23 protein-coding genes are annotated in these 23,954 nt (G+C 37.9%); all 23 read right to left on the bottom strand.

What is annotated here, in order from left to right:
• Positions 1-2: 2 nt before the first annotated feature.
• The gene (locus GJU32_RS01805) at positions 3-1,274 is read right to left on the bottom strand and encodes a flagellar hook-length control protein FliK (protein WP_155590233.1); all 1,272 of its coding nucleotides are present in this window, start codon (positions 1,272-1,274) and stop codon (positions 3-5) included.
• 25 nt (positions 1,275-1,299) lie between these two features.
• Positions 1,300-1,908, bottom strand: coding sequence for a MotE family protein (locus GJU32_RS01800; RefSeq protein ID WP_155590232.1), 609 nt, complete (start codon positions 1,906-1,908; stop codon positions 1,300-1,302).
• Between the two features lie 4 nt (positions 1,909-1,912).
• On the bottom strand, positions 1,913-2,362 hold the full coding sequence (gene fliJ / locus GJU32_RS01795; protein ID WP_155590231.1) for a flagellar export protein FliJ: 450 nt from the start codon (positions 2,360-2,362) through the stop codon (positions 1,913-1,915).
• Positions 2,363-3,688, bottom strand: coding sequence for a flagellar protein export ATPase FliI (gene fliI, locus GJU32_RS01790; protein ID WP_155590230.1), 1,326 nt, complete (start codon positions 3,686-3,688; stop codon positions 2,363-2,365).
• Between the two features lie 5 nt (positions 3,689-3,693).
• Complete coding sequence (fliH, locus tag GJU32_RS01785) at positions 3,694-4,482, bottom strand: flagellar assembly protein FliH (protein ID WP_155590229.1); 789 nt, start codon at positions 4,480-4,482, stop codon at positions 3,694-3,696.
• Positions 4,475-5,488 (bottom strand): flagellar motor switch protein FliG, encoded by a 1,014-nt coding sequence (gene fliG, locus GJU32_RS01780; RefSeq protein ID WP_004269301.1) that lies wholly within the window; start codon positions 5,486-5,488, stop codon positions 4,475-4,477. Before fliG ends, fliH begins: the two co-directional genes overlap by 8 nt.
• A gap of 15 nt (positions 5,489-5,503) precedes the next feature.
• Positions 5,504-7,099 (bottom strand): flagellar basal-body MS-ring/collar protein FliF, encoded by a 1,596-nt coding sequence (gene fliF, locus GJU32_RS01775; protein ID WP_155590228.1) that lies wholly within the window; start codon positions 7,097-7,099, stop codon positions 5,504-5,506.
• Positions 7,100-7,218: 119 nt separating this feature from the next.
• Complete coding sequence (gene fliE / locus GJU32_RS01770; RefSeq protein ID WP_155590227.1) at positions 7,219-7,524, bottom strand: flagellar hook-basal body complex protein FliE; 306 nt, start codon at positions 7,522-7,524, stop codon at positions 7,219-7,221.
• 23 nt (positions 7,525-7,547) lie between these two features.
• Positions 7,548-8,009, bottom strand: a complete 462-nt coding sequence (flgC, locus tag GJU32_RS01765) for a flagellar basal body rod protein FlgC (protein ID WP_155590226.1) — start codon at positions 8,007-8,009, stop codon at positions 7,548-7,550.
• A 3-nt stretch (positions 8,010-8,012) separates the two neighbouring features.
• Positions 8,013-8,405, bottom strand: a complete 393-nt coding sequence (flgB, locus tag GJU32_RS01760) for a flagellar basal body rod protein FlgB (RefSeq protein ID WP_155590225.1) — start codon at positions 8,403-8,405, stop codon at positions 8,013-8,015.
• Between the two features lie 581 nt (positions 8,406-8,986).
• On the bottom strand, positions 8,987-9,766 hold the full coding sequence (gene codY, locus GJU32_RS01755; protein ID WP_155590224.1) for a GTP-sensing pleiotropic transcriptional regulator CodY: 780 nt from the start codon (positions 9,764-9,766) through the stop codon (positions 8,987-8,989).
• An 87-nt stretch (positions 9,767-9,853) separates the two neighbouring features.
• Entirely contained in the window at positions 9,854-11,254 is a 1,401-nt protein-coding gene (gene hslU / locus GJU32_RS01750; protein ID WP_155590223.1) for an ATP-dependent protease ATPase subunit HslU, read from the bottom strand.
• Positions 11,254-11,799, bottom strand: coding sequence for an ATP-dependent protease subunit HslV (hslV, locus tag GJU32_RS01745; RefSeq protein ID WP_155590222.1), 546 nt, complete (start codon positions 11,797-11,799; stop codon positions 11,254-11,256). Before hslV ends, hslU begins: the two co-directional genes overlap by 1 nt.
• A gap of 21 nt (positions 11,800-11,820) precedes the next feature.
• Positions 11,821-12,720: a tyrosine recombinase XerC gene (gene xerC, locus GJU32_RS01740; RefSeq protein WP_155590221.1), complete on the bottom strand. Its 900-nt coding sequence runs from the start codon at positions 12,718-12,720 to the stop codon at positions 11,821-11,823.
• A gap of 287 nt (positions 12,721-13,007) precedes the next feature.
• The gene (trmFO, locus tag GJU32_RS01735; protein ID WP_155590220.1) at positions 13,008-14,321 is read right to left on the bottom strand and encodes an FADH(2)-oxidizing methylenetetrahydrofolate--tRNA-(uracil(54)-C(5))-methyltransferase TrmFO; all 1,314 of its coding nucleotides are present in this window, start codon (positions 14,319-14,321) and stop codon (positions 13,008-13,010) included.
• 19 nt (positions 14,322-14,340) lie between these two features.
• Entirely contained in the window at positions 14,341-16,419 is a 2,079-nt protein-coding gene (gene topA / locus GJU32_RS01730) for a type I DNA topoisomerase (RefSeq protein WP_155590219.1), read from the bottom strand.
• A gap of 91 nt (positions 16,420-16,510) precedes the next feature.
• Complete coding sequence (dprA, locus tag GJU32_RS01725; protein ID WP_155590218.1) at positions 16,511-17,407, bottom strand: DNA-processing protein DprA; 897 nt, start codon at positions 17,405-17,407, stop codon at positions 16,511-16,513.
• A gap of 199 nt (positions 17,408-17,606) precedes the next feature.
• A complete protein-coding gene (gene sucD / locus GJU32_RS01720; protein ID WP_054610302.1) occupies positions 17,607-18,509 on the bottom strand; it encodes a succinate--CoA ligase subunit alpha in 903 nt (300 codons plus the stop codon).
• Positions 18,510-18,526: 17 nt separating this feature from the next.
• A complete protein-coding gene (sucC, locus tag GJU32_RS01715; protein ID WP_155590217.1) occupies positions 18,527-19,687 on the bottom strand; it encodes an ADP-forming succinate--CoA ligase subunit beta in 1,161 nt (386 codons plus the stop codon).
• Between the two features lie 162 nt (positions 19,688-19,849).
• Positions 19,850-20,152: an EscU/YscU/HrcU family type III secretion system export apparatus switch protein gene (locus tag GJU32_RS01710; protein WP_155590216.1), complete on the bottom strand. Its 303-nt coding sequence runs from the start codon at positions 20,150-20,152 to the stop codon at positions 19,850-19,852.
• The gene (locus GJU32_RS01705; RefSeq protein WP_155590215.1) at positions 20,149-22,038 is read right to left on the bottom strand and encodes a hypothetical protein; all 1,890 of its coding nucleotides are present in this window, start codon (positions 22,036-22,038) and stop codon (positions 20,149-20,151) included. The genes GJU32_RS01710 and GJU32_RS01705 overlap by 4 nt, the downstream gene beginning before the upstream one ends.
• 58 nt (positions 22,039-22,096) lie before the next feature.
• The gene (locus tag GJU32_RS01700) at positions 22,097-22,858 is read right to left on the bottom strand and encodes a ribonuclease HII (protein ID WP_155590214.1); all 762 of its coding nucleotides are present in this window, start codon (positions 22,856-22,858) and stop codon (positions 22,097-22,099) included.
• Positions 22,859-23,023: 165 nt separating this feature from the next.
• Positions 23,024-23,899, bottom strand: coding sequence for a ribosome biogenesis GTPase YlqF (ylqF, locus tag GJU32_RS01695; RefSeq protein WP_155590213.1), 876 nt, complete (start codon positions 23,897-23,899; stop codon positions 23,024-23,026).
• Positions 23,900-23,954: the final 55 nt, after the last annotated feature.

Raw genomic sequence — 23,954 nt, 5'->3', positions numbered from 1 at the left:
TTTTACACCTCCTCACTAATTAAATATTCATTAAAGGTCTTACCTTCTTCGTCCTCACTACCATTTTGTTCCTGTTCTTCATCCTGTTGCTGCTTAAAGAAATTATTGAAGAAGCTTTGATCACGTTGTTGGCGATCAGCATCCTGTAGTGATTGTGCAATATCCAGTCGATCTACTTGAATGTTCTGCTGAACAAAAGCCTGTTTTAGCTGGTGTGCTTGACTATCAATTAACTCACGTCCATGAGCTGTAGAAGCAAGTATACGTGCTGTTAGAACACCATCATTTTGCACTAGTTCAATACGAACTGTCCCTAAATTTTCTGGATATAGTTTAATCGTTAAACGTGTTATACCCTGTGCATTAGAAATCTGTGCTCTATTGATTATGGCTTGCATTTCTTTTAATAAAGCCTCTGACTGGGCAGGTTTGGCAGTTGGTAATGTGACATGGAATGTGTCTGGTTTTGTTTGCACTGTTTGTGGTGTAACCATTTCATTCGTGCTTGTCTCACTCTGCTTCGTCACTTGAACTTGTTGAACCACTTGTTGGAAGCCTTGTAATGGCAATGTGACAGTTGTTTTAGTCGTTGTTACCTGTAGCTCCCCTAGTTGCGTTTGTAATGATGATAAAACACTTTTTACTGTAGTTAACAAGCTTTCTTGAGAAGCTGTTAAGTCGGTTTTCTGTCCTACTAATTGTGCCAGCTTCAATACTTGAAGCAGTTGGGTTGCCTCTTTTGGTGTAACTTGCCCTTCACCTTGTAACGCAGCGCCTAGTTGTGCTTGTAGTATCGGTGCTTGCGCATCTACTAATGTTAATAGCTCCCAAACATCACTAGCTTCCTTTTCTTCGCCTAATAGCTGTTGCACTATTTTTTGGAGTTGCTCTGCATCAATACCTAATGCATGCAGTATATTTTCTAAATTAAGCATTTCATCCATTGCCACTGCTTTACCGTCTTCACCAAGTTGTAGCATTAATAAGCCATCATCGTGAGGGATACCTAGTATATCTAGTACTTCTTCCATTGACTCAGCATTTAAAACCGATTGTAAATCAGCTAATTCATTTGTTGCTGTTGCCTGTGAAGATTCGTTTGTTTGAGTTGTAGAAGACATTATTTTGCCAAATACAGACCCGAACTTCGATGAATTATCCTTATTTGATATACTATTGATCTTCCCTTCTGAGCTACTACCCGTTGTAGGTTTTGTCGTTGCAGTGTTAGTAGGTACTGACTTAGTAATCATTTGCATCATTGCTATATCCACTTTTTCTCACCTCCTTTCATTCACCCTATTGTTTAGCCATTAGTTCCGTATATTTTGCTGCATCTTTAGCATCCATTTTCTCTAAAATAGCCGCTAATTTATCAGGTTTTAAATTCGTTAAAATTCGCAGTGCTTCCGTATCACTCATATTGATTAGTACAGGCGCCGCTGCTTTCGGAGACATCTTATCAAACGTTGATAAAATATCGCTGAAATCACGCTTTACATCATCTTGCTCTCGATTTAATTTTTCAATTTCAAATTGAAGCTGTTCTTTTTCTGTCATTAACTTCTCTTTTTCAGTTGTTGTAGTATCCAATTTTTTTTGTAGCTGTGTAATTTCTGCTTCTTTGTCTTGTATCTCTGCCTGTAAATTGACTATTTTAGAGTCGTTTTGAACGACTGCATCTTTTGCTTGTTGTTCTTCTGATGGAACAAAAGGTAAACTACCTATTGCCTTTTTTCCTAAATCAAAGACATTCGTATTCATTAACGTTGCCACAACAAGTAAAACTGCTACTACAAACATAATTGGTAGTACAATCCAAGAAAAAAACTTTAGGAAGCCCCCCGTTTTTTTCTTTGGTTGCACTTCTGCTAACTCTGCTGTCAATCGGTTGTCTTTTTTTGCCATGAAATCACCTGATTTCTCTCTTGTTATACGTTTGCAATGAAATTTCATCTAAAAAAAGGCTTTCTACACGATCTTGCTCTTGTTGAAATTGTTTAAAATCCTTTTCTCTCATTTTTTCAAATTTACGTACTTCCAAGTTTTTTTCTAATAATTTTTCTTCGTGCCAATTCATTTTTGCACGAGCTTGTATTACTTTCTGTTGCACATCTGCAATTGTTTTTTCAAGACTATCAATAAAACGACTATAGTGATGAATTTCATCAATAGATGAGCCGATGGTTAAGCGCTCCTGCTGAAACGCGATTAGGTCTTCTTTCTTTTTTAGCAAATCATATAATCTGGTTGCTATTTCTTCAAAAGAACGGACAGATTCTTTATAAGCCATTTCAGTTTCGTTTTTTTCTTGCTCACGAATGGTTAACACCTTTTCAAAACGATACACATAACTGACCATCTATCTTGCACCACCGTTCGATAATGTTATTAACTCATTGACACTTTCTTCTAATGTCACTTTGTCTAAGTAGCCTTGTTTAAGATAAGTTGTAATGAGCGGTTCATAATTAATTGCTTCATCAATTTCTTTCGACGTTCCTCTTTTGTAAGCGCCAATATTGATCAAATCCTCAGATTTGTCATATGTATAATAAAGTTCTCTTAATCGTTCAGCCGCTTTTTTATGCTCTGGCTCTGCAACATGATTCATCAAACGGCTCACGCTCTTTAAAACATTTATGGCTGGATATTGACCTTTATTGGCGAGGTTTCGATCCAATACAATATGGCCATCTAAAATCCCTCGCACAGTATCAGCAATTGGTTCATTCATATCGTCACCATCTACTAATACGGTATAGAACGCTGTTATTGAACCTTTTTCATTGGTTCCTGTACGTTCTAGTAATTTAGGCAATATCGCAAATACTGATGGCGTATATCCTTTTTGCGCAGGTGGTTCGCCTGTCGCAAGTCCAATTTCACGCTGTGCCATGGCAACACGTGTAACGGAATCCATCATCAACATGACATTTAAGCCTCGATTTCTAAAATATTCGGCGATTGCTGTTGCTGTAAATGCTCCTTTAATCCGCATAAGTGCGGGTTGATCTGAAGTGGCTGCAACGACAATGGAACGTCTTAAACCTTCAGAGCCTAAATCACGCTCGATAAATTCACGAACCTCACGACCACGCTCTCCTATTAGAGCAATTACATTCAAATCCGCTTGGGTATTTCTCGCAATCATACCTAGTAACGTACTTTTTCCGACCCCAGAACCAGCGAAAATACCAACACGTTGACCATTACCAACCGTTAACATGCCATCAATTGCCTTCACACCCACTTCTAGTCTTTGATCAATCGGTGGACGAGTTAGTGGATTCGGTGGGTCTTGCTCAGTTGGGACTGTCATTAGCCCCTTTGGCAATATGGAACCATCAATTGGATTTCCCATAGAATCTAACACTTTTCCAATTAATTCCGGCCCCACTTTTACTTCTAGTGGAGCACTAGTCCCTTCAACAAGACAGCCAATAGATATTTCACGTAAAGAGGTGAATGGCATTAAGACAACAATTTCATCTTTAAAACCAACAACCTCTGCTAATATGATTTGGTGACCATTGTTTACAGTTTCCACATGAATTTTACAAACATCACCTATGGAACTATCTGGACCTTGCGACTCAATCATCAAGCCGACAACTCTAGTTACTCTACCAAACTTTTTAAAAGTTGGCATATGAGGAATATGTTCGATTAATTGAGCCGTTTTCATCTAGATCATTCCTTACTCTCTAATATTTCATGTAGCTTCAATCTAAGTTCATTCAATTGTTCATCAATACTAACAACAATTCGACCATGGTTCGTTTCAATATAGCAATCCGTTTCATTGTCCAAATCTTCATTAACAAAAATCATAAATGGTACATCGATTGGGAACATTTCTGCTAATTCATCACGATTGGCAGTAATTAAAGCATGATAAGCTGGCGAGACATAGATTTTAATTTCTTTCATCTCCCTCGCTTCTTTCAACCCTCTGCGAACAATTGACACAAACAACTCATGATTATGTTCTAATGAAGTGCCTATAATTCGTTCTGCAGCGGTTAGGCCTAACTCTAAAATCACCGCTTCTTGATCATCAATATATTTTTGTGCATTTTCTGTCGCTTGAATAATTACTTCGTTTGCTGTTTGAAGTGACTTGGCCATCGCTTCATTGGCCTTGTTTACACCATCTTCATAGCCTTGTCCAAATCCCTCATCATAAGCTTCTTGAACTCGATTCGGTCTTTCTTCTTCCCAACCTAGCTTTATGTGTTCAAGCTCTTGGAAGTGTAGAGACTTTTCTTGCTCAAACATCTCACGCTCTGCTTGCAGAGCAGCTCTAGCTTCTGCAAGTAAGCGATCTCGTTCTGCCATTATTTCTGCCATCGTCGGTTGATGCTGAGACGAGATTTCATCTTGAGCTACTTGAATCGGTTCAAACATATCACGGATTTGTATTTCCTTGACATTATCGCTATCGGACTGTGTGTAAATAGAACGGATGATTCTAGACAATGACGTCATCTCCTCCACCACGAGCAATAATAATCTCTCCAGCATCCTCTAGACGACGAATAACGGCAACTATTCGGGATTGTGCCTCCTCTACGTCACGTAATCGTACAGGTCCCATAATTTCCATTTCTTCTTTAAATGTTTCAGCCATACGTTGTGACATATTGCGGAAAATAATATCTTTTACTTCTTCACTTGATACCTTCATTGAAAGTAATAAGTCTTCGTTTTCACAATCACGAATAACACGCTGAATGGAACGGTTGTCGAGCGTAACGATATCTTCGAACACAAACATACGTTTTTTGATTTCCTCTGCAAGTTCTGGATCTTGTATTTCGAGGGCATCGAGAATTGTTTTTTCTGTTTGTCGATCTACGCCATTTAATACTTCAACGACTGCATCAATACCACCAGTTTCAGTGTAATCCTGTGTAACTGTTGACGATAGTTTACGCTCTAACACAGATTCAATTTCACTAATAACTTCTGGTGAAGTCGACTCCATGACCGCAATACGTTTAGCAATGTCAGCTTGTACTTCTTGTGGTAATGAAGACAAAATAACACCCGCTTGCCCTGCCTCTAAATAAGAGAGAATCAGGGCTATTGTTTGTGGATGCTCATTTTGGATAAAGTTAAAGATTTGAGATGGATCAGCTCTTCGTGCAAAATCAAACGGACGCACTTGTAAAGAAGATGTTAGACGATTTATAATCGTTTGCGCTTGTTCCACACCAAGCGCTTTTTCTAATACTGTTTTGGCGTAACCAATACCACCTTGTGTGATATAGTCTTGCGCTAATGCGATATTATGAAATTCTTCGATAATCTCTTCTTTGACGTTTGATTCTACTTTTTTTACACTTGAAATTTCTAATGTTAAACGTTCAATTTCTTCCTCTGTTAAGTGTTTATAGACAGAAGCGGAAACCTCAGGCCCTAATGAAATTAACAAGAGAGCGGCCTTTTGTTTTCCGGTTAATTCCTTTTCTTTCTTGGACACAGCCGAACCTCCTAGTTAGTCTTCAGCAATCCAACTACGCAGTAACTTCGCAAAATCATCTGGCTTTTCTTTGGCCATTTTTTCAAGTTGCTTACGACGCATTGTAGCTTCCGTTTCAATTTCTTCATTAATATCATCAATCATTAATTCTTCTTGTTCTTCTAGGATACTTAGCTCTTCTTCTTCCTTCGCACGCTTACGAGAACGGATAATAAAGAATGCTAACAATAAGATAACAGCTAATAAGATACCGCCAATGACCCAAACCCACCATGGGATGACTGGTTTTTCGTCAGCAACTTCTGTCGCCTTACCGTATAACGGTTGTACAGATACTGCCACTTTTTCATCAATTTGCTCTTGTGTAAGTTCTGTTGCCACGTCTTTTGAAATCGTTGTACGAACAATTGTGCTTAAAATTTTCTCAATATCTTCTTGAACACCGTCTGGTAATGACGCTGCATCTGTCGCTGTCGGTGGTTCAACAATGACTTGAATTCCAATATCTTGAATTTTATAAGGGGCTTCTTGGATATCTTTACGTATACGGTTAACATCATTATTGATTGTTTCCTCTGTACGTTCATAATCACCGTTACCTGTTGTACCTTCGTTATAAGTAGTGAAGTTATCAGTAGTTGTTTCAGCTTCAGGTGTTCCAGCGGCTGCTGCTCCTCCTGTACCAGAATATTGCTCAGTAATTCGTTGAGCACTAATTGCGATACCTTCCATATTCTCCTCATCAACAGGTGTCACAAGGTTTTCTTCACGATTTTCTTTCTTGAAATCAATATCCGTTGTGACAGAAACCATCACTTTATCTTGTCCCATCAACGTTCCTAGCATATTTTGCACTTGACGTTGTAAATCACGCTCGACTAACTTTTTCATTTGCAATTGACCTTCAGCTGTCGTTGTGGAAGTTCCATCAGTAGTAGCAGCATTCAAATCAAAGTACTCTGAGAATTGATTAGAGATCACAATATTTTCTGTTTTTAAATTTGGTATACTTTTTGACACCAAATTATACATAGTAGTAATTTGCTGTTCTGTAAATTTATAGCCTGGGTCTGTATTTAAAACAATAGACGCCGTTGCCTCTCCTTGAACATCTGTAACGAATACCCCCTCTTCAGGAACAGTAATCATTACTTTCGCATCTTTTACACCTTCTAAATTTTTGAAAAGCTTAGCGATTTCAGTTTCAGTAGCTGCTTTTTTTAACAAGTTAAACTCATTATCTGTCATACCAAATCCTGAACTATTCGCAAATGAGTAATCAATTGTACCTGTTTGAGGATATCCCTCTGAAGCCAGCTGTACTAACAAGGAGTCTACTTGCTGTTCTGGCACTAAAATAGACGTTCCACCCGGAGCGATTTCATAGGTCACACCTTGGGAATCTAGCGCTTCCTTTACTTGCCCGATTTCTCTTGTTGATAAATCTTTATAAAGTGGAACATATGTAGTTTTTGAAGCAAAAAACGTCACAATTGCTGCTATTGCGATTACGCCTACTACGGAGCCAATCATAACTATTTTTTGCTTTTTACTTCGACTTGTCCAAAATTGACTGGTGTCGTTTTTTATTTTCGTCAATCGTTCATTCATTATGAATCCTCCGGTTATAGTGAATAACCTAGCCATCAATAATTTGCGAACATAATGAGTCCACTAAATTAGTGGTTATTAATCTAGATAAAGAAGCCTCTTTATCTAGATTAATAAAATTAAACACTCATTCGCATTATTTCTTGGTAAGCTTCAATCACCTTATTGCGAACTTCAATTGTTGCGTTTAATGTAACGCTCGCCTTTTGTGAAGCAATCATTACTTCGTGCAACTCCACATTTTCACCTTTAATTAGCTTTTGAGTAAACGTATCAGAAGTTATTTGCTGATCATTCACTTTTGCTATTGCTTCTTTCAACGAGTTCGCGAAGCTTTGTTGAGCTTCATAAGGTGTTGTATTAAGTTTATTTGTTTCATTTACAACCTGAGTAGGTGTCATTAGCGAAACGGACGAAATAGTCATTATGTATCTTCCTCTCTCCTTATTTATTTACCAATCTCTAAAGCCTTTGTAAGCATCGATTTATTCGCGTTAAATACAGTTACATTCGCCTCATAGGAACGAGTAGCTGACATTAAATCTACCATTTCTTTCAATGGATCAACATTTGGCATATTAACATAACCATCTGCATTTGCATCCGGATGAGTTGGGTCATAAACAAGTTTGAAAGGTGTTTCTTGATCTTCAGAAATTCGAGTAACTTTTACACCATTACCAACACCACTTTTTGCATCTTTACCAAGTGCTACATTTAAAAAATTTGAAAATCGTCCTTCTTGTGCTGATAATGTCACAGACTTGCGACGATATGGTTCCCATTCCCCATTAACTTGACGAGCGCGAGTAGTATCCATGTTTGCCATATTGGATGAAATGACATCCATGCGTAACCGTTGCGCTGTTAAAGCAGAGGCAGTGGTATTCATCCCGTGAAATATAGACATCTATTACTTACCTCCTTTTATAACGGTATTTAATGTGTTTAATTTTCCATTAACTCGGTCAATTAAAGCGTTGTAATAAATTTGATTCTCTGCTAATTTTGCCTGCTCAGCATCCATGTCTACAGCATTCCCATTATTTCTATATCGCAAGTTTTCGACATTATTGACACCAGGTGTAGATTGTCGAATCGTAAAATCATAATGTCTATTATCAGTACGATATGCAGAAATAGCTATATTCTTCTGTTCTGCCAACATATCCTTAAAACTAACATTTTTCGCCTTATAATTAGGCGTATCGACATTAGCAATATTATTTGCGATCGTTTTATGATTCAAAGTTGCATAGGAAAGTCCATTTTCCAGGCTACTAATAGTTCCTCCAAATAAATTCAAAACTGTTCACCTCATTTTATTCCAATCTATGTACTTGTTAATTTATCCAATAATACAATTGTAATTAAGATGATACCTAGTGTCTATTGTCTTTTGTCACTTTTTAATAGTCTATACGCCCTATTTTTTACGATGCCTAACCAGGACAAAACTTCTGTACCCTTTGTGCCTCTAGGCTTCAACGTTACTCAACTCATTTCTAGTTATTTTACACTATTTCGACAGTGTTTACGATTTTAGTATTAAATTTGCCTTTTTATGAGCTTTATCGCCTTTAATTCTTAATTTAAATTAAGGTCCCTTTTTACTAGTTCGACAATAGATAGAATATTCTTTAATTAACAACACACTACCTAATCGCCACTATCCTAAAGTAACATATAATGATTATTTTTGTGCTAATTGTATCGACAATTAATCGAACAAAATTAGGAGGAAAGAAATAAAAAACATTCATATTCTGCATTTTTGTATTTTTGCTAAAAACTCAAAGGATACTATGATCAAAATTGTAAATACTCCCCACAAAAAAAGCGCCCAGATTTAATCTAGACGCTTTCATTATCCTCTTAAAGGAGCAATTATTTCATTTTAATTTCTGCTAAAGCATTTAAGAATTTATCGTTTAGTACTTTAATATAAGTACCTTTCATACCTAAAGAGCGCGACTCAATGACACCAGCGGATTCCAGTTTACGTAATGCATTTACGATCACTGAACGTGTAATGCCCACTCGGTCAGCTATTTTAGAAGCAACAAGTAAACCTTCATTGCCATCAAGTTCTTCGAAGATATGCTCAATTGCTTCTAACTCACTGTAAGAAAGTGAATTAATCGCCATTTGTACGACCGCTTTGCTACGAGCCTCTTCTTCAATTTCTTCAGATTTTTCACGTAAAATTTCCATACCAACAACTGTTGCACCATACTCTGCCAAAATTAGATCATCATCTTCAAATTGTGAAGATAAACGAGCAAGGATTAATGTTCCTAAACGTTCGCCACCACCAACAATCGGTACAATTGTAGTTAAAGCGTTTTGGAATAAATCTTTGTTTTCTACAGGGAAAGCAGTATGTTCGTTATTAATATCTAAATTTGATGATGTTTCAGAAATTGCAAACAAGCTATGTGTGTACTCTTCTGGGAACTGTCTCTCTTCGAACATTTTTTTCATACGTTCATTTTCAATTTGTTGGTGAATTGAAATACCTAATAATTTACCTTTACGGCTCAAAATATAGACATTACTATCAATAATATCCCCTAATGTATCAGCCATTTCTTTAAAGTTTACTGGTTTACCAGCAGAAGCTTGAAGCATCGAGTTAATTTTACGTGTTTTTTCTAATAAATTCATTATATGTTCCTCCTAAAAATAATCCGAAGAGTATTTACTAAATATTCTAAAGTTTTTTTCTACTGAATGATACGAATCAGTTTTATCTTACAATATAAACTGTGACAAATCTTTGTTTTTTACTATACCCGCAAGTTTCTGATCAACATACGCAGCATTGATTGGAATGCTTGCTGGTGCAATTTCGGATGCCTCAAACGACAGTTCTTCAAGTAAACGTTCTAATATTGTGTGTAAACGACGGGCTCCGATATTGTCCGTTTCCTGATTGACTTCAGTTGCTATTTCAGCAATTCGTTCAACGGCATCTGTTGTGAAATGAATTTCTACGCCTTCCGTTTCTAACAATGCCTTATACTGCAAAATGAGTGATTGATCTGGTTCTTGTAAAATACGTACAAAATCTTGTTTTGTTAATTTTTCTAGCTCCACACGGATTGGGAAACGTCCTTGTAATTCAGGAATTAAATCCGAAGGTTTCGACATATGGAAAGCACCGGCAGCAACAAATAGCATATAATCCGTCTTCACCGCACCATACTTCGTTGTGACAGTAGAGCCTTCTACAATTGGTAAAATATCTCTTTGAACACCTTCACGTGAGACATTCGCCGAAGTATTTCCTTCTTTACTTGCAATTTTATCGATTTCATCAATAAAGATAATACCTGTTTGCTCAGCTCTAGTAATTGCTTCCTGCGCTACTTCATCGGCATCTATCAGCTTATTTGCTTCTTCTATTGTTAAAATACGACGTGCGTCCTTCACTTGAACACGACGTTTTTTCTGTTTTTTCGGCATCAAACTAGATAACATATCCTGCATGCCGCTATTAGCAGACATATCCATCCCAGTTCCTTGTAACGCATCAAAAATGGATGGGTTTTGTTCGGTTACCTCCACAGTAACCCACTCATTTTCTAATTTACCATTGCGTAAATCAATCGCTATTTGTGCACGTTTCGAGCGTACTTCAGTCTCATCTGAAGATGAATCTTCTGTTGATGGTTGTTCTTTCCCACCGAATAACATTTCAAACGGATTTTGCATCGCCTGTTTTTTACGTAATGAAGGCACCAATAGTTTCACGATTGCCTCATTTGCTAACTCTTCCGCTTGCTCCTTAACAGACTCCATCATTTCTTCTTTTACTAGACGGTGTGAAGCTTCCACTAAATCACGTACCATTGATTCAACATCACGTCCTACATAACCTACCTCTGTAAACTTTGTCGCTTCAACTTTTACAAAAGGAGCATTTGTAAGCTTCGCAATTCTTCTGGCAATTTCCGTTTTTCCGACACCAGTTGGACCGATCATCAAAATATTTTTCGGAATAACCTCAGCCTTCATATCCTCATGTAACAATGAACGACGATAGCGATTACGTAACGCGATGGCTACTGCTCGCTTAGCTTCATTCTGCCCAACAATATAACGATCTAAATGCTCAGTAATTTGTCTTGGCGTTAAATTTTTTTGTGTCATTAGTTCAGCGCCTCCACGATAATATTATGATTCGTAAATACACAGATTTCAGCAGCTGTTTCCAATGCTGCTTCAGCAATTTCGCGAGCAGTCATCGATTCACCTGCATATTTTTTCAACGCTCTACCTGCTGATAACGCATAATTTCCACCAGAGCCAATAGCCAAAATGCCATCATCTGGTTCAATCACTTCTCCTGTACCTGAAACAAGTAGTAATGTCGTTTTATCCATTACCAATAACATCGCTTCTAACTGACGAAGCATTTTATCACCGCGCCATTGCTTCGCTACTTCAACTGCTGCACGCTGTAAATTACCGTTATATTCATTCAATTTGCCTTCAAACATCTCAAAAAGTGTAAAAGCATCTGCAACGGAACCTGCAAAACCCGCAAGGACCTGCCCATTAAACAGACGTCTGACCTTCCTTGCTGTACCTTTCATCACAACTGCATTTCCCAATGTTACTTGACCATCACCAGCCATAGCACAGCCTCCGTTATGATGAACTGCAAATATCGTTGTTGCATGAATTTGTCCCATCTGCCTTCCTCCTTAGCTCTATTATGCCCTTGGATGAGCATTCATATATGTTTGACGAAGATGCTCTTTTGTTACATGTGTGTAAACTTGTGTAGAAGATAAATGTGAGTGACCTAATAACTCCTGCACCGTTCGCAGATCTGCACCATTATTTAATAAATGTGTGGCAAAAGTATGACGAAGCATGTGTGGGTAAATTTTTGTATGGAGTGAGGCCTTGTCAATCATTTCGTTTAAAATATGACGTACCCCTCGAGGAGTAAGTTCCCCACCACGCAAATTGACAAACAACTGCTGATGACTGGTTTTTTTCATCAATCGTGGACGAGCTTGCTCTATGTAGTCCTGCATTGCTAAACTCGCAAATTGACCAAATGGAATAATTCGTTCTTTTCGACCTTTTCCCATTACTCGTATGATTGAATAATGAAAATCTACATCCTCTACTTGAATTGAAGTCAGTTCACTCACACGAATACCTGTAGCATACAACAGCTCTAATATAGCTATATTTCTTAATGATTTCAAATCATCACCAGTATTCGCATCAAATAGCTGCTTCAATTCTTCTTCATAGAAAAAATTAGGTAATCTTGATTCTTTTTTGGGATGATAAAGAGAACGAAATGCTCCGTCATCTAATCCGTACTGTTTATTTAGAAAGCGAAAAAAGGAGCGTATCGAGGAAATTTTTCTAGAAATAGATGCCCTCGCTCTTTTTTCATCGTACAACTTTGTTACATAAAGACGTGCATGTATATATTCAACACTCGCTAAATCATTGATGCCCTCCGTTTGTAAAAAGGTTAAAAAATCTAGCAGGTCTGATTCATATTCTCGCACTGTATGAACAGAGAAGTTCTTTTCAACTTGGATGTAAAGCATGAACTGTTCGAGTGCATTTTGGGACGAAACTAACATGGAAAGATTCACCACCAATGATTTATTAATAATTTTCTCAAATTACCGACACTTGTAATATAACGAATAAACAATCCTTTGTCATCTCTTACAAATTTGTATCGTTTTTCATATCATTAATAAACATACATATTGACACTAAACCTATCTTCATAATATAGCAAGTGTAAATGGTTATATTTTGAGAAAATCTCCATACAAAATAATAAAATACGTCTAATTAAGCATTTTGTCTACAAAAAGAAAAAGCCTCTAAGAGTATATCAACTTTTAGAGGCTTTTGGCAATTAAATTGTTTGTGAATTCACAAAATTTCGAATTGTGCTTATTGCGCGCGTTGCATGCATCTCAGCACGTTCTGGTTTTGAACGACGACCAGGTGGTAACTCAGGGAATATACCGAAGTTGACGTTCATCGGTTGGAAGTTTTTCGACTGGGCTTCTGTTATATAACGGGCCATACTTCCTAATGCCGTTTCAAATGGGAAAACAATTTGCTCTTGTCCTAATGCTAAACGAGCTGCATTAATTCCAGCAATTAATCCACTTCCTGCTGATTCAACATATCCTTCAACACCAGTCATCTGACCTGCAAAGAAAATATTCTTTTGCTCACGGAGTTGATATGTTTTCTCTAAAACTTTCGGTGAATTAATGAATGTATTTCTGTGCATTACGCCGTAGCGTACAATTTCTACATTCTCTAAACCTGGGATTAACTGCAGTACTTCCTTCTGCGGACCCCATTTTAGATGTGTTTGGAAACCAACAATGTTGTAAAGCGTGCCAGCTGCATCGTCTTGGCGAAGCTGCACAACAGCATAAGGACGCTTTCCTGTTTTTGGATCTTCAAGACCGACTGGCTTCATTGGACCAAATAACATCGTTTTCTCTCCGCGAGATGCCATGACTTCAATTGGCATACAACCCTCAAAGTAAATTTCTTTTTCAAATTCTTTCAATGGCACAACTTCTGCTTCGATTAACGCTTGACGGAAACGATCAAATTCTTCCTTTGTCATAGGACAGTTTAAATAAGCCGCTTCACCTTTATCGTAACGAGACTTTAAATAAACTTTATCCATATCTATGCTATCTTTTTCGATAATGGGTGCTGCTGCATCGTAAAAGTATAAATAATCTAAACCTGTTAAACCTTGAATTTTTTCAGCTAGAGCTTTTGAAGTTAATGGACCAGTTGCAATAACTGTAATACCTTCTGGAATTTCTGTTACCTCTTCATGAATAACCTCTACAAGTGGATGGTTTTTCACAGTCTCCGTCACATATCCAGCAAACTCATGACGGTCTACCGCTAGCGCACCACCAGCAGGTACTGAGCATTGGTCTGCTGCCTTTAGGATAACAGAATCTAACATACGCATTTCTTCTTTAATTACGCCTACAGCATTCGTTAAGCCATTGGCACGTAATGAGTTAGAACAAACAAGTTCTGCAAATTTATCAGTATGGTGCGCTGGAGTTTGCTTTACTGGACGCATTTCATAAAGTTTTACTTTTACACCACGCTTTGCAATTTGCCATGCTGCTTCACTACCTGCAAGCCCTGCTCCTATTACATTTACTACTTGTTCAGTCATGTTTCTTACCATCTTCCTATCATTGAGTTGGCGCTTCTTCATAGTCACATTTCGTACATTGAATTTGCACACCTTTTTTTATCTTTTTCTCTACTAATAATGCACTACATTTTGGACATGGTCTACTAATTGGTTTGTCCCATGATACAAATTCACATTCAGGATATTGATTGCAACCATAGAATAGACGCTTTGTTTTACTTTTTCGCTCCACAATTTCGCCCGTTTCACAGGAAGGACATTTCACACCAATAGGTTTCATTATTGCTTTTGTATTTCTACAATCTGGGAAGTTTGAGCAAGCCATAAATTTACCATATCGTCCAAGTTTATAGACCATTGGTGATCCACATAGCTCACAATCCTCTCCAGCAGGTTCGTCTTTAATCACCACTTTTTCCATGGCTTCATCCGCATGTTTTACATGAACCTCGAAGTCTTTGTAAAACTCTTCCACAATCTTTTTCCATTGACGACTACCTTCTTCAATATCATCTAAATCTTGTTCCATTTTTGCTGTGAATTCGATGTTTATGATATCAGGGAAAAATTCTAGTACGAGTTGGTGTACGATTTCACCTAGCTCTGTTGGCATAAAGCGTTTAGCGTCTAATACAACATAGCCACGGCGCTGAATTGTATCGAGGGTCGGTGCATATGTGGATGGGCGCCCAATACCAAGTTCTTCCATTGTTTTAACAAGTCGCGCCTCGGAATATCGTGGTGGTGGCTGTGTAAAATGTTGTTTAGGCTCAATTTCGAGCGATTTTACTTGATCACCAATTTCCATCTCAGGTAAAAGCTTTGTCGTCTCTTCTGTTTGATCGTCCGTTCCTTCAATATATAGCTTCATGAATCCTGCAAATTTAACTTGCGAGCCATTCGCACGGAATAAAACATCACCATTTTGAAGATCTACTGCTACCGTATCAAGTATTGCTGGTGCCATTTGACTAGCGATAAAGCGCTCCCAAATTAAGCGATATAAGCGTAATTGATCTCGACTAAGAACTGTCTTTAATTCTTCAGGTGTTCGCATTGTGCTAGTTGGACGTATAGCCTCATGAGCATCCTGCGCATTAGAAGCCTTCTTCGTTTGTTTTATTTCCGTTGCAATATATTCTTTGCCATATTTACCATCAATGTAAGTAACTACTTCTGCTTTTGCGGTATCTGAAATACGTGTGGAATCGGTACGCATATAAGTGATTAACCCGACTGTTCCCTCTTTTTTTCCAATATCAATACCTTCGTATAATTGCTGAGCTAACATCATTGTTTTCTTCGCTCGGAAGTTTAATTTTCGTGCTGCTTCTTGCTGTAAGGACGATGTTGTAAAGGCAGGCGCTGCATTACGTTTACGTTCCTTTTTAGTTACATTGACAACATTAAAGTTTGTTCCTTTGACATCTTTTAATATCGCCTTTACTTGTTCTTCATTTGTTAATTTAATTTTTTCTTTACCATTCCCATAGTAAAGTGCATCAAATGTTTTTTTACCTTTTTCAAAAGCACCTTCAATTGTCCAATACTCTTCTGGTTGGAAGTTTTTAATTTCATTTTCCCGATCAATGATCATGCGTAGTGCTACAGATTGTACACGACCTGCTGATAATCCTTTTTTAACCTTTTTCCACAGAATCGGACTAATGTTATAGCCAACAAGTCTATCTAATATGCGTCTTGTTTGTTGTGCATCTACTAAATCCATGTTAATTGGACGTGGGTTTTTAAAGGACTCTATTATTGCATCCTTGGTAATTTCGTTAAATACAACACGACAATCTGAGTGAATATCAATGTTTAACGCAGTCGCAAGGTGCCAAGCAATCGCTTCTCCCTCGCGGTCTGGATCGGCCGCTAGATAAACTTTCTTCACTTTTTTAGCCGCAGATTTTAATTCCTGTAAAACAGGTCCTTTACCACGTATCGTAATATATTTAGGTTCAAAGTTATTTTCAGCACTAACGCCCATCTGGCTACGTGGTAGATCTCGTACGTGTCCAACCGACGCTTTTACTTTATATTTCTTTCCTAAATATCGTTCAATTGTTTTTGCTTTTGCTGGTGATTCTACAATCACTAAATAATCCGCCATCTATGTCTCCCCCTTAGCGAGGTCTATTACTAATTTTTTAAGTTACCTGTTGCAAAATGTATAACAGATTTTAAGATAATGCAACTTTTTTTCAATTTTTGTTAGAAAAGAGGTCTAGTGTTTCTAGGATTTGATGACCATTAATCACCGGAATTGCTCCCTCTAAAAGTAATTGATTTGTTCCTCTGGATTGCGCTACATCAATAGGACCCGGCACAACAAATACATCCTTACCCTGCTCTAATGCAAGCTCTGTGGTAATAAGCGTACCACTTTTTAACGCAGCTTCTGTCACAATTAAAGCTTGCGATAAACCACTAATGATTCGATTACGCATCGGAAAATGCCATTTTTCAGGTTTCATATAAGGTGGATACTCTGTCATTAATAACTGTTGCTCTGCCATTTGTTTAGCAAGTATATGGTTTTCTGTTGGGTAGAGATAATTAAAACCATGTCCAAGCACAGCAATTGTGTAACCACCCATATTAATTGTTGCCCTATGTGCCATCGTATCAGCACCTCTAGCAAGCCCACTAACGACCGTATAACCACGTTGAACAAGAGGTGGGACTATTACATCTATCGCTCTCTTTGAATACGCTGTAGCCTTCCTAGAGCCTATAATAGCTATCTGTTTTTTGTTTGTTAACAGGGAATACTGACCTTTCACATACAATACAGTAGGCGGGCTAGGTATTTCAAATAATTGCGCTGGAAAATAGGGATGATAAAACGGGATGGGGAAAATATTGGCCCGTGCATAGGCGTCTTCAAATGACTTTGTCATAACTTGTCGAAAACTTTGAGAGATTCGACATGCTTTGCTTGCCGATATTTGTAGAGCCTTTGCTATCTCATCATAATGAATGTCTTCAAAAGTGTTTAAAATATTCACTGGGGACAATAACTGCTGAAGTTTTTGGAGTGGTAATGGGTATACATAATGTAAAGCTAGTAATCTCTGTGTATCTACTGCAAGGATCATTTAACAAACCTCCTTTATAATAGAAGAAAATAAATGACCGCAGGATAATTTCAACACAACTATTTTATCTACTATTTTTAACACTCGCCACAAAATCGTCAGCTTCTTCACTGTAAGTAGGGAATAGGTTACATGAAGTATGGTAAACTGTGTAAAAATAATGAAAAAGATGTAGCCACAATGTGCTACATCTTCCATTTTAATGGGTTTTACACTTTTCGTATAGCCCTTTTTCTTTAATTACTTTAATTAGTGTTTCACCAATTACAGATGGCGTTTCCGCTACTTCGATGCCAGCTGCGTTCATTGCTTTAATTTTCTCTGCTGCTGTTCCTTTACCACCAGAGATAATAGCGCCAGCGTGACCCATGCGTTTTCCTGGAGGTGCAGTTTGTCCACCAATAAAGCCAACAACAGGTTTCGTCATATTTGCTTTAATCCATTCAGCAGCTTCTTCCTCAGCTGTACCACCAATTTCACCAATCATTACTACAGCGTAAGTTTCTGGATCATTATTAAATGCTTCAAGAACATCGATAAAGTTCGTACCATTGACAGGGTCTCCACCGATTCCAACAGCCGTTGTTTGACCAATACCAGCTTGTGTTAATTGGTGTACTGCTTCATATGTTAATGTACCAGAACGAGAAACAACTCCTACATGACCTTTTGTATGAATATAACCTGGCATGATACCAATTTTACACTCATCAGCTGTAATAACACCTGGACAGTTTGGACCCACTAGGCGAGTCTTTTTACCTTCCATATAACGTTTAACTTTAACCATATCAAGGACAGGAATATGCTCTGTGATACAGATTGTTAATTCTAATTCAGCATCAACAGCTTCTAAAATTGCATCTGCTGCAAATGGTGCAGGCACATAGATAACTGAAGTTGTAGCACCTGTTGCAGCTACAGCTTCCGCTACTGTATTGAAAACAGGAACTCCCTCGATTTCAAGTCCACCTTTACCTGGTGTTACACCTGCTACGATTTTAGTGCCATACTCAAGCATTTGCTTCGTATGGAAAAGAGCCGTTTCGCCCGTAATCCCTTGTACAATTACCTTCGTATCTTTGTTAATAAATACAGCCATTGTTCTCCCTGCCTTCCTTAGCCTACTAGTCCCACAATTTTTTGTGCACCGTCAGCCATTGAATCCGCTGCAACGATGTTTAAACCAGATGCATTTAAAATTTCTTTTCCAAGCTCTACATTTGTACCTTCTAAACGTACAACTAATGGCACAGCTAAACCGATCTCTTTGGCAGCTGTCACAACACCCTCAGCGATAATATCACACTTCATAATTCCGCCAAAAATGTTAACGAAAATGCCTTTTACGTTTGCATCAGAAAGGATAATTTTGAAAGCCTCAGTTACTTTTTCAGCTGTTGCGCCGCCTCCTACATCTAGGAAGTTAGCAGGGCTTCCGCCATAATAGCTAATCGTATCCATCGTTGCCATAGCAAGACCAGCACCATTTACCATACAGCCAATGTTACCATCTAATGAAATATAGCTTAAATCGTATTTTGATGCTTCAATTTCTTTTGCATCTTCTTCGTCGAAATCGCGTAATTCGACAATATCCTTATGTCGATATAATGCATTGGCATCAAAATTGAATTTAGCATCTAGTGCCACTACTTCGCCTTGTCCAGTCACAACAAGTGGATTAATCTCTACAATTGATGCATCTTTGTCGATAAATGCTTGATATAAGCCTAACATTAATTTAACAGCTTTCCCTACAAGGTTTGCTGGAATATTCATATTAAACGCCATACGACGTGCTTGGAAGCTTGTTAATCCAACAACTGGATCTACTACTTCTTTGAAGATTTTTTCCGGATTTGTTTCCGCTACTTCTTCAATATCCATACCGCCTTCTTCAGATCCCATCACCGTAACACGAGATGTTGCACGGTCTAATACAAGACTTAAATAGTATTCTTTTTGGATATCAGAACCTTCTTCAATATACAAACGTTTTACTTCTTTTCCTTCTGGACCTGTTTGATGAGTCACTAAAATTTTCCCTAATAAGTCTTTTGCGTACGTACGTACCTCATCAAGGTTTTTAGCGATTTTTACACCACCTGCTTTACCGCGTCCACCTGCATGAATTTGCGCCTTGACTACTGTTACATTTGCGCCAAGTTCCTTCGCTACTTTCACTGCTTCATCAGGGGAAAAAGCAACTTTTCCGTTTGGTACAGCTACACCATATTTTCTCAGAATCTCTTTCCCTTGATATTCATGGATATTCATAATACATCCTCCCATCAAACATTTGCGTAGAATTGTTTTACTAACATAGACTATTCTAACGAAACATTCTGATAAAGTCTACACTTTGTCTTTAGTTCGAATTTTCTCTCTTATTATGACGCTTTTTTCTATTTTGTGTACTAAAACAGCTTACTAAAACAGTCAGAATACTTCATTTTTTCTGTATTTTCTTGCATGTTGTTGATCTAAACGATAAATAAATGCAAAAACCTCTGCCACCGCCTGATATAATTCTTCAGGAATGGACTCATTTAAATCTAATTGACCAAGCAACTGTACAAGGTTAGGATCCTCATAAATCGGCACATTATGCTCATTTGCACGCGCTAAAATATTTTCGGCAATTTTCCCTTTTCCCTTTGCTACAACAGTCGGACTATCAAATTGTCCTAATTTATAAGTAAGCGCAATTGCCTCTTTTCGAGTAAACTTTTCTTCGCTCATACGCGGATATCCACCCCACCTTGCTCTTCTCGCTGTTCTACTACAGGACTTATCTTCTCTGTTTGACCTTTGTCAAATTGTTTAATAAAAACGCCTGATAGTTGATAATTTTTTTCAGCCAACCCTTCTTTTAAGGCTACTTTTAATGGCTCCGCAAGTGACTGAATATCAACATTTTCATTAAATACCGTTACTGTAACTACTCTATTTTGAACCTGCATATCAATAACCGTTTCTTGCATTGATGCCATTTGTAAATAAAATAATACCCGTGCGTAGTTAGCATCAATTTTGCCATCATCCTTCATGCGGCCATTCCATTGTAATGTTGCATCCATCTTCTTGCCGAAAAATTCTAGTGGGACTTGCATAACGAGCTGATGCTGATGGCCATTTTCTCCTGAAGATAGTTGCATACCATTCATACGTGTCATCAACATTTCTGCTGCTTCCCTCATTTGAGGTGTAATAGAAGTTTCCTGCAATAATGTATGGAGTTGTGGCTTTAATTGATGTGCAATCATTTGTAAATCCGCTGACTTGCTTGCAAGTGTCGCCTCATAACTAATCCCTAAATTTTTTAACACGGTTTTCAGGGCATGCTCCATCGCCTTACTATCCATAGAATTTTGCACAAGAGCATCTGCTTGTGTCACTATTTGCTGTATAAAAGGCTGCTTGGAATCAATGCTTTTTTGCACAAGGTTACGCATGAATGCTTCATTCTGTAATGGAGAATTTACCTCTTGCCTAAATAGGGATAATAAATGATCTTTCACCGAAAGTGCATTCGTATCCTGTGTAAATAAACGATCAGCTGTATTTTGGGCAAACGCTTTTAACAATTGTTCCTGCATTTGTTTAGCAAAAACTTCTACTGTTTGCTTGGTTACAGGTAACTGACTAAAACGGTCGATCAATTGGTTCACCTGTTGCTTTTGCTCATTTGTTAAAAAATTTTGGTTCACTGTCCATGTTTTCAACTGCTCAATTAGCTGACTAGCATTTTCAGGTTTTGAAGCAAGGATCGTTTGCACAACTTGGCCTGCCTGTTGCATTGGTTGTGCTGCTTTTGGGTCATTGCTATTCGTCCAGTTTTGTAATGTTGCTTGTTGCGGAAATATACCTGCCTCCTTTAACACTGTTAAGGCTTGCATTTTCTCACTCATCGTCGCGGCATCATTCGTTAAGCTCTGTATAGCTCTAGCTAAAATTAGACTGCCTGTTTCAATTTCAAAGGGCTTAGCGATTGCTTGTAACTGCTGCATTAAATTTTGCTTAATTGCTTCAGGTAAAGCTGTATCTCTTGCTAAAAGCTGCGCGAAGTTATCCATAGTCGTAGTCATACCAGATGTCTTTTGCCCACTTTGTAAGGCTTGAAAAACATCATTAGTCATTGGCATTTTAAGCTCTACCATTTTTTGAATGACTTGTAGTGCATCCGCTTTTGAAACGCCTTCTGGTAATGCCTTTAACCACATTTCTGCCTGCATTAGTTGCTCTTTGGAAATAGGTAACTGTTCCTTCATAAAATGCCCCAACAACTGTTGCATCTCTGTCGTTTTAGGTAAATTCATGGATTCCAGTAGCTGATTGATTTGTTGATTTGGAGAAGATGCTTGTGCCATCGGTCCCGTGACCACTTTTAATTCTGTTTGTGGATCTGTTCCTGTTACCTGAAAGAAATGGGCATCACCAGCTTTTAATGGAACTTCTAGTTTTGCTATAAATTTTTGATTGCCTACTTGTATCTCCGCCATCTGATCTGGATATAATTGCTTAATTGTGCCGTGAAATACTTGTCCTTGTTTTAAAGTAAGTGGTTGATTTGTTGCATTGATCGCATTTTGTTGCAGTTGAATCGGATTAAATGATGTGGCTGTCATATACATACTCCTTTCATCAATTACTCCTCAGTGTAATTGGCAATACATTATTTTATCCTTAATGAAACATGGATTTAATTGGTTCAAACGATTTACGATGGTGAATAGTCGGTCCGTATTCTTCCAGTGCTATTAAATGCTGCTTTGTACCATAGCCCGCATGTTGCCCAAAGCCATACATTGGAAAATCTTTATCTAATTGTTCCATATAATCGTCTCGGGCTGTTTTAGCTAAAATGGATGCAGCTGCTATTGCTAAGCTCTTGGCATCTCCTTTGATAATCGAATCCTGAGGGATCGAAATGGGTAAAGTCATGGCATCTACTAATACAACATTAGGCCTCGTCGATAGTGATTCTACACTTGCTTTCATTGATTGTTTGGTTGCCTCGTATATATTCAGTGCATCAATTTGTTGGGCCGATTGAAAATGAATAAAATAACTAATAGCATGTTCTTTAATTAAGGTTGCGAAGGCATTTCGTTTATCCTTTGATAATTGCTTCGAATCATTTAATCCTACAAGTGCCTCACAATTTGTCGGTAAAATAACAGCTGCAGTCACCACCGGGCCCGCTAGTGGTCCACGCCCTGCTTCATCTACACCTGCAATGAATGTATCTACTCCTCCATAGCTTAAATCGAAAGCGACTTTTGCTTGATGTTCTTGCAGTAATTGACGTTTTTTTTCTTGTCTCTTTTGCCAAGTCAGCCATGCCTTTTGTACGCCCGCTCTTTCATCCTCTACAATTTCTTTCATCCAATCTTGCCATTCCTCCGCATCTTTCAATGCAGTTGTAATTTCTTTAATGGTTTTCATTGTGTACTCCTTCTTGCTTCTACTCATTAAAACTATATCATTGATCAGTTCTTTATGTAGTCTCTTTAACTTGTAAACTATTTTTCTCTCTATAGTCATTATCGGTAAGAAAATTCATTCCTAAAAGAAAAACTGTCACAAAAGATCATGTGACAGTTTTGAAACTTATAATTGTTCTGCTTCTTTCTCAAGCTGTTCATCAACAAAATCAAAGGTTAATTTACCTAACTGTAAGCCGCGTATATCACGAACAATTAGCTGAGCTACTTGATCATAATCAATTTCTCCACCTGCACCAAATACACGACGCAGTTTTCCAATATGGTCAAAAGTATCTACTAACTCTTCATGAATAAATTCTAAACTATAACGCTCCTCCATACGCTTTGGATAATGAGCAGATAAAAAGCGCAAGCCATAGACAGCTAAATCTTCCATATTCGTGATGGTATCCTTAATAGCACCAGTTAAAGCTAATTTAAAGCCCACTTCTTGATCCTCAAATTTTGGCCATAAAATACCTGGCGTATCCAACAGTTCAAGTTCTTTACCTACTTTGATCCATTGCTGCGCTTTTGTCACACCTGGTGTATTTCCCGTTTTAGCAATATTTTTTTTCGCTAATCGATTAATCAGTGTGGATTTCCCAACGTTTGGTATTCCAACAATCATGGCACGAATAGCTCGAGGTTTCATGCCTCGTGACTTCATACGTTCAAATTTTTCTTTCAAAATTTCTTGTGCTGCTTTTGTTACTTGCTGTAAGCCCTTACCCTCAAGCGAATTAATCGCTACCGCTTTATGACCACGCTGCGCAAAATATTCTACCCATTTGCGTGTTTCTTGCTCGTCCGCCATATCCGCTTTATTTAAAATTAAAAGACGAGGTTTTTGATTAATGACTTCGTCAATCATCGGATTACGAGAGGATAGCGGTAAACGCGCATCTATTAATTCAAATATAATATCAACAAGCTTTAATTTTTCCGTTACTTCACGTCGGGCTTTCGCCATATGCCCTGGAAACCATTGTATCGTCACAACTATACCTCCTAAACTAAAAGAAAAAGGGAGTGATTATGCTCTCCCTTTCATG

The sequence above is a fragment of the Lysinibacillus cavernae genome (genome assembly GCF_009724685.1).
GTDB classification, from domain to species: Bacteria; Bacillota; Bacilli; order Bacillales_A; family Planococcaceae; genus Lysinibacillus; species Lysinibacillus cavernae.
The sequence above is the reverse complement of the archived record's forward strand: the minus strand, read 5'-3'. Positions and strand labels throughout refer to the sequence as shown.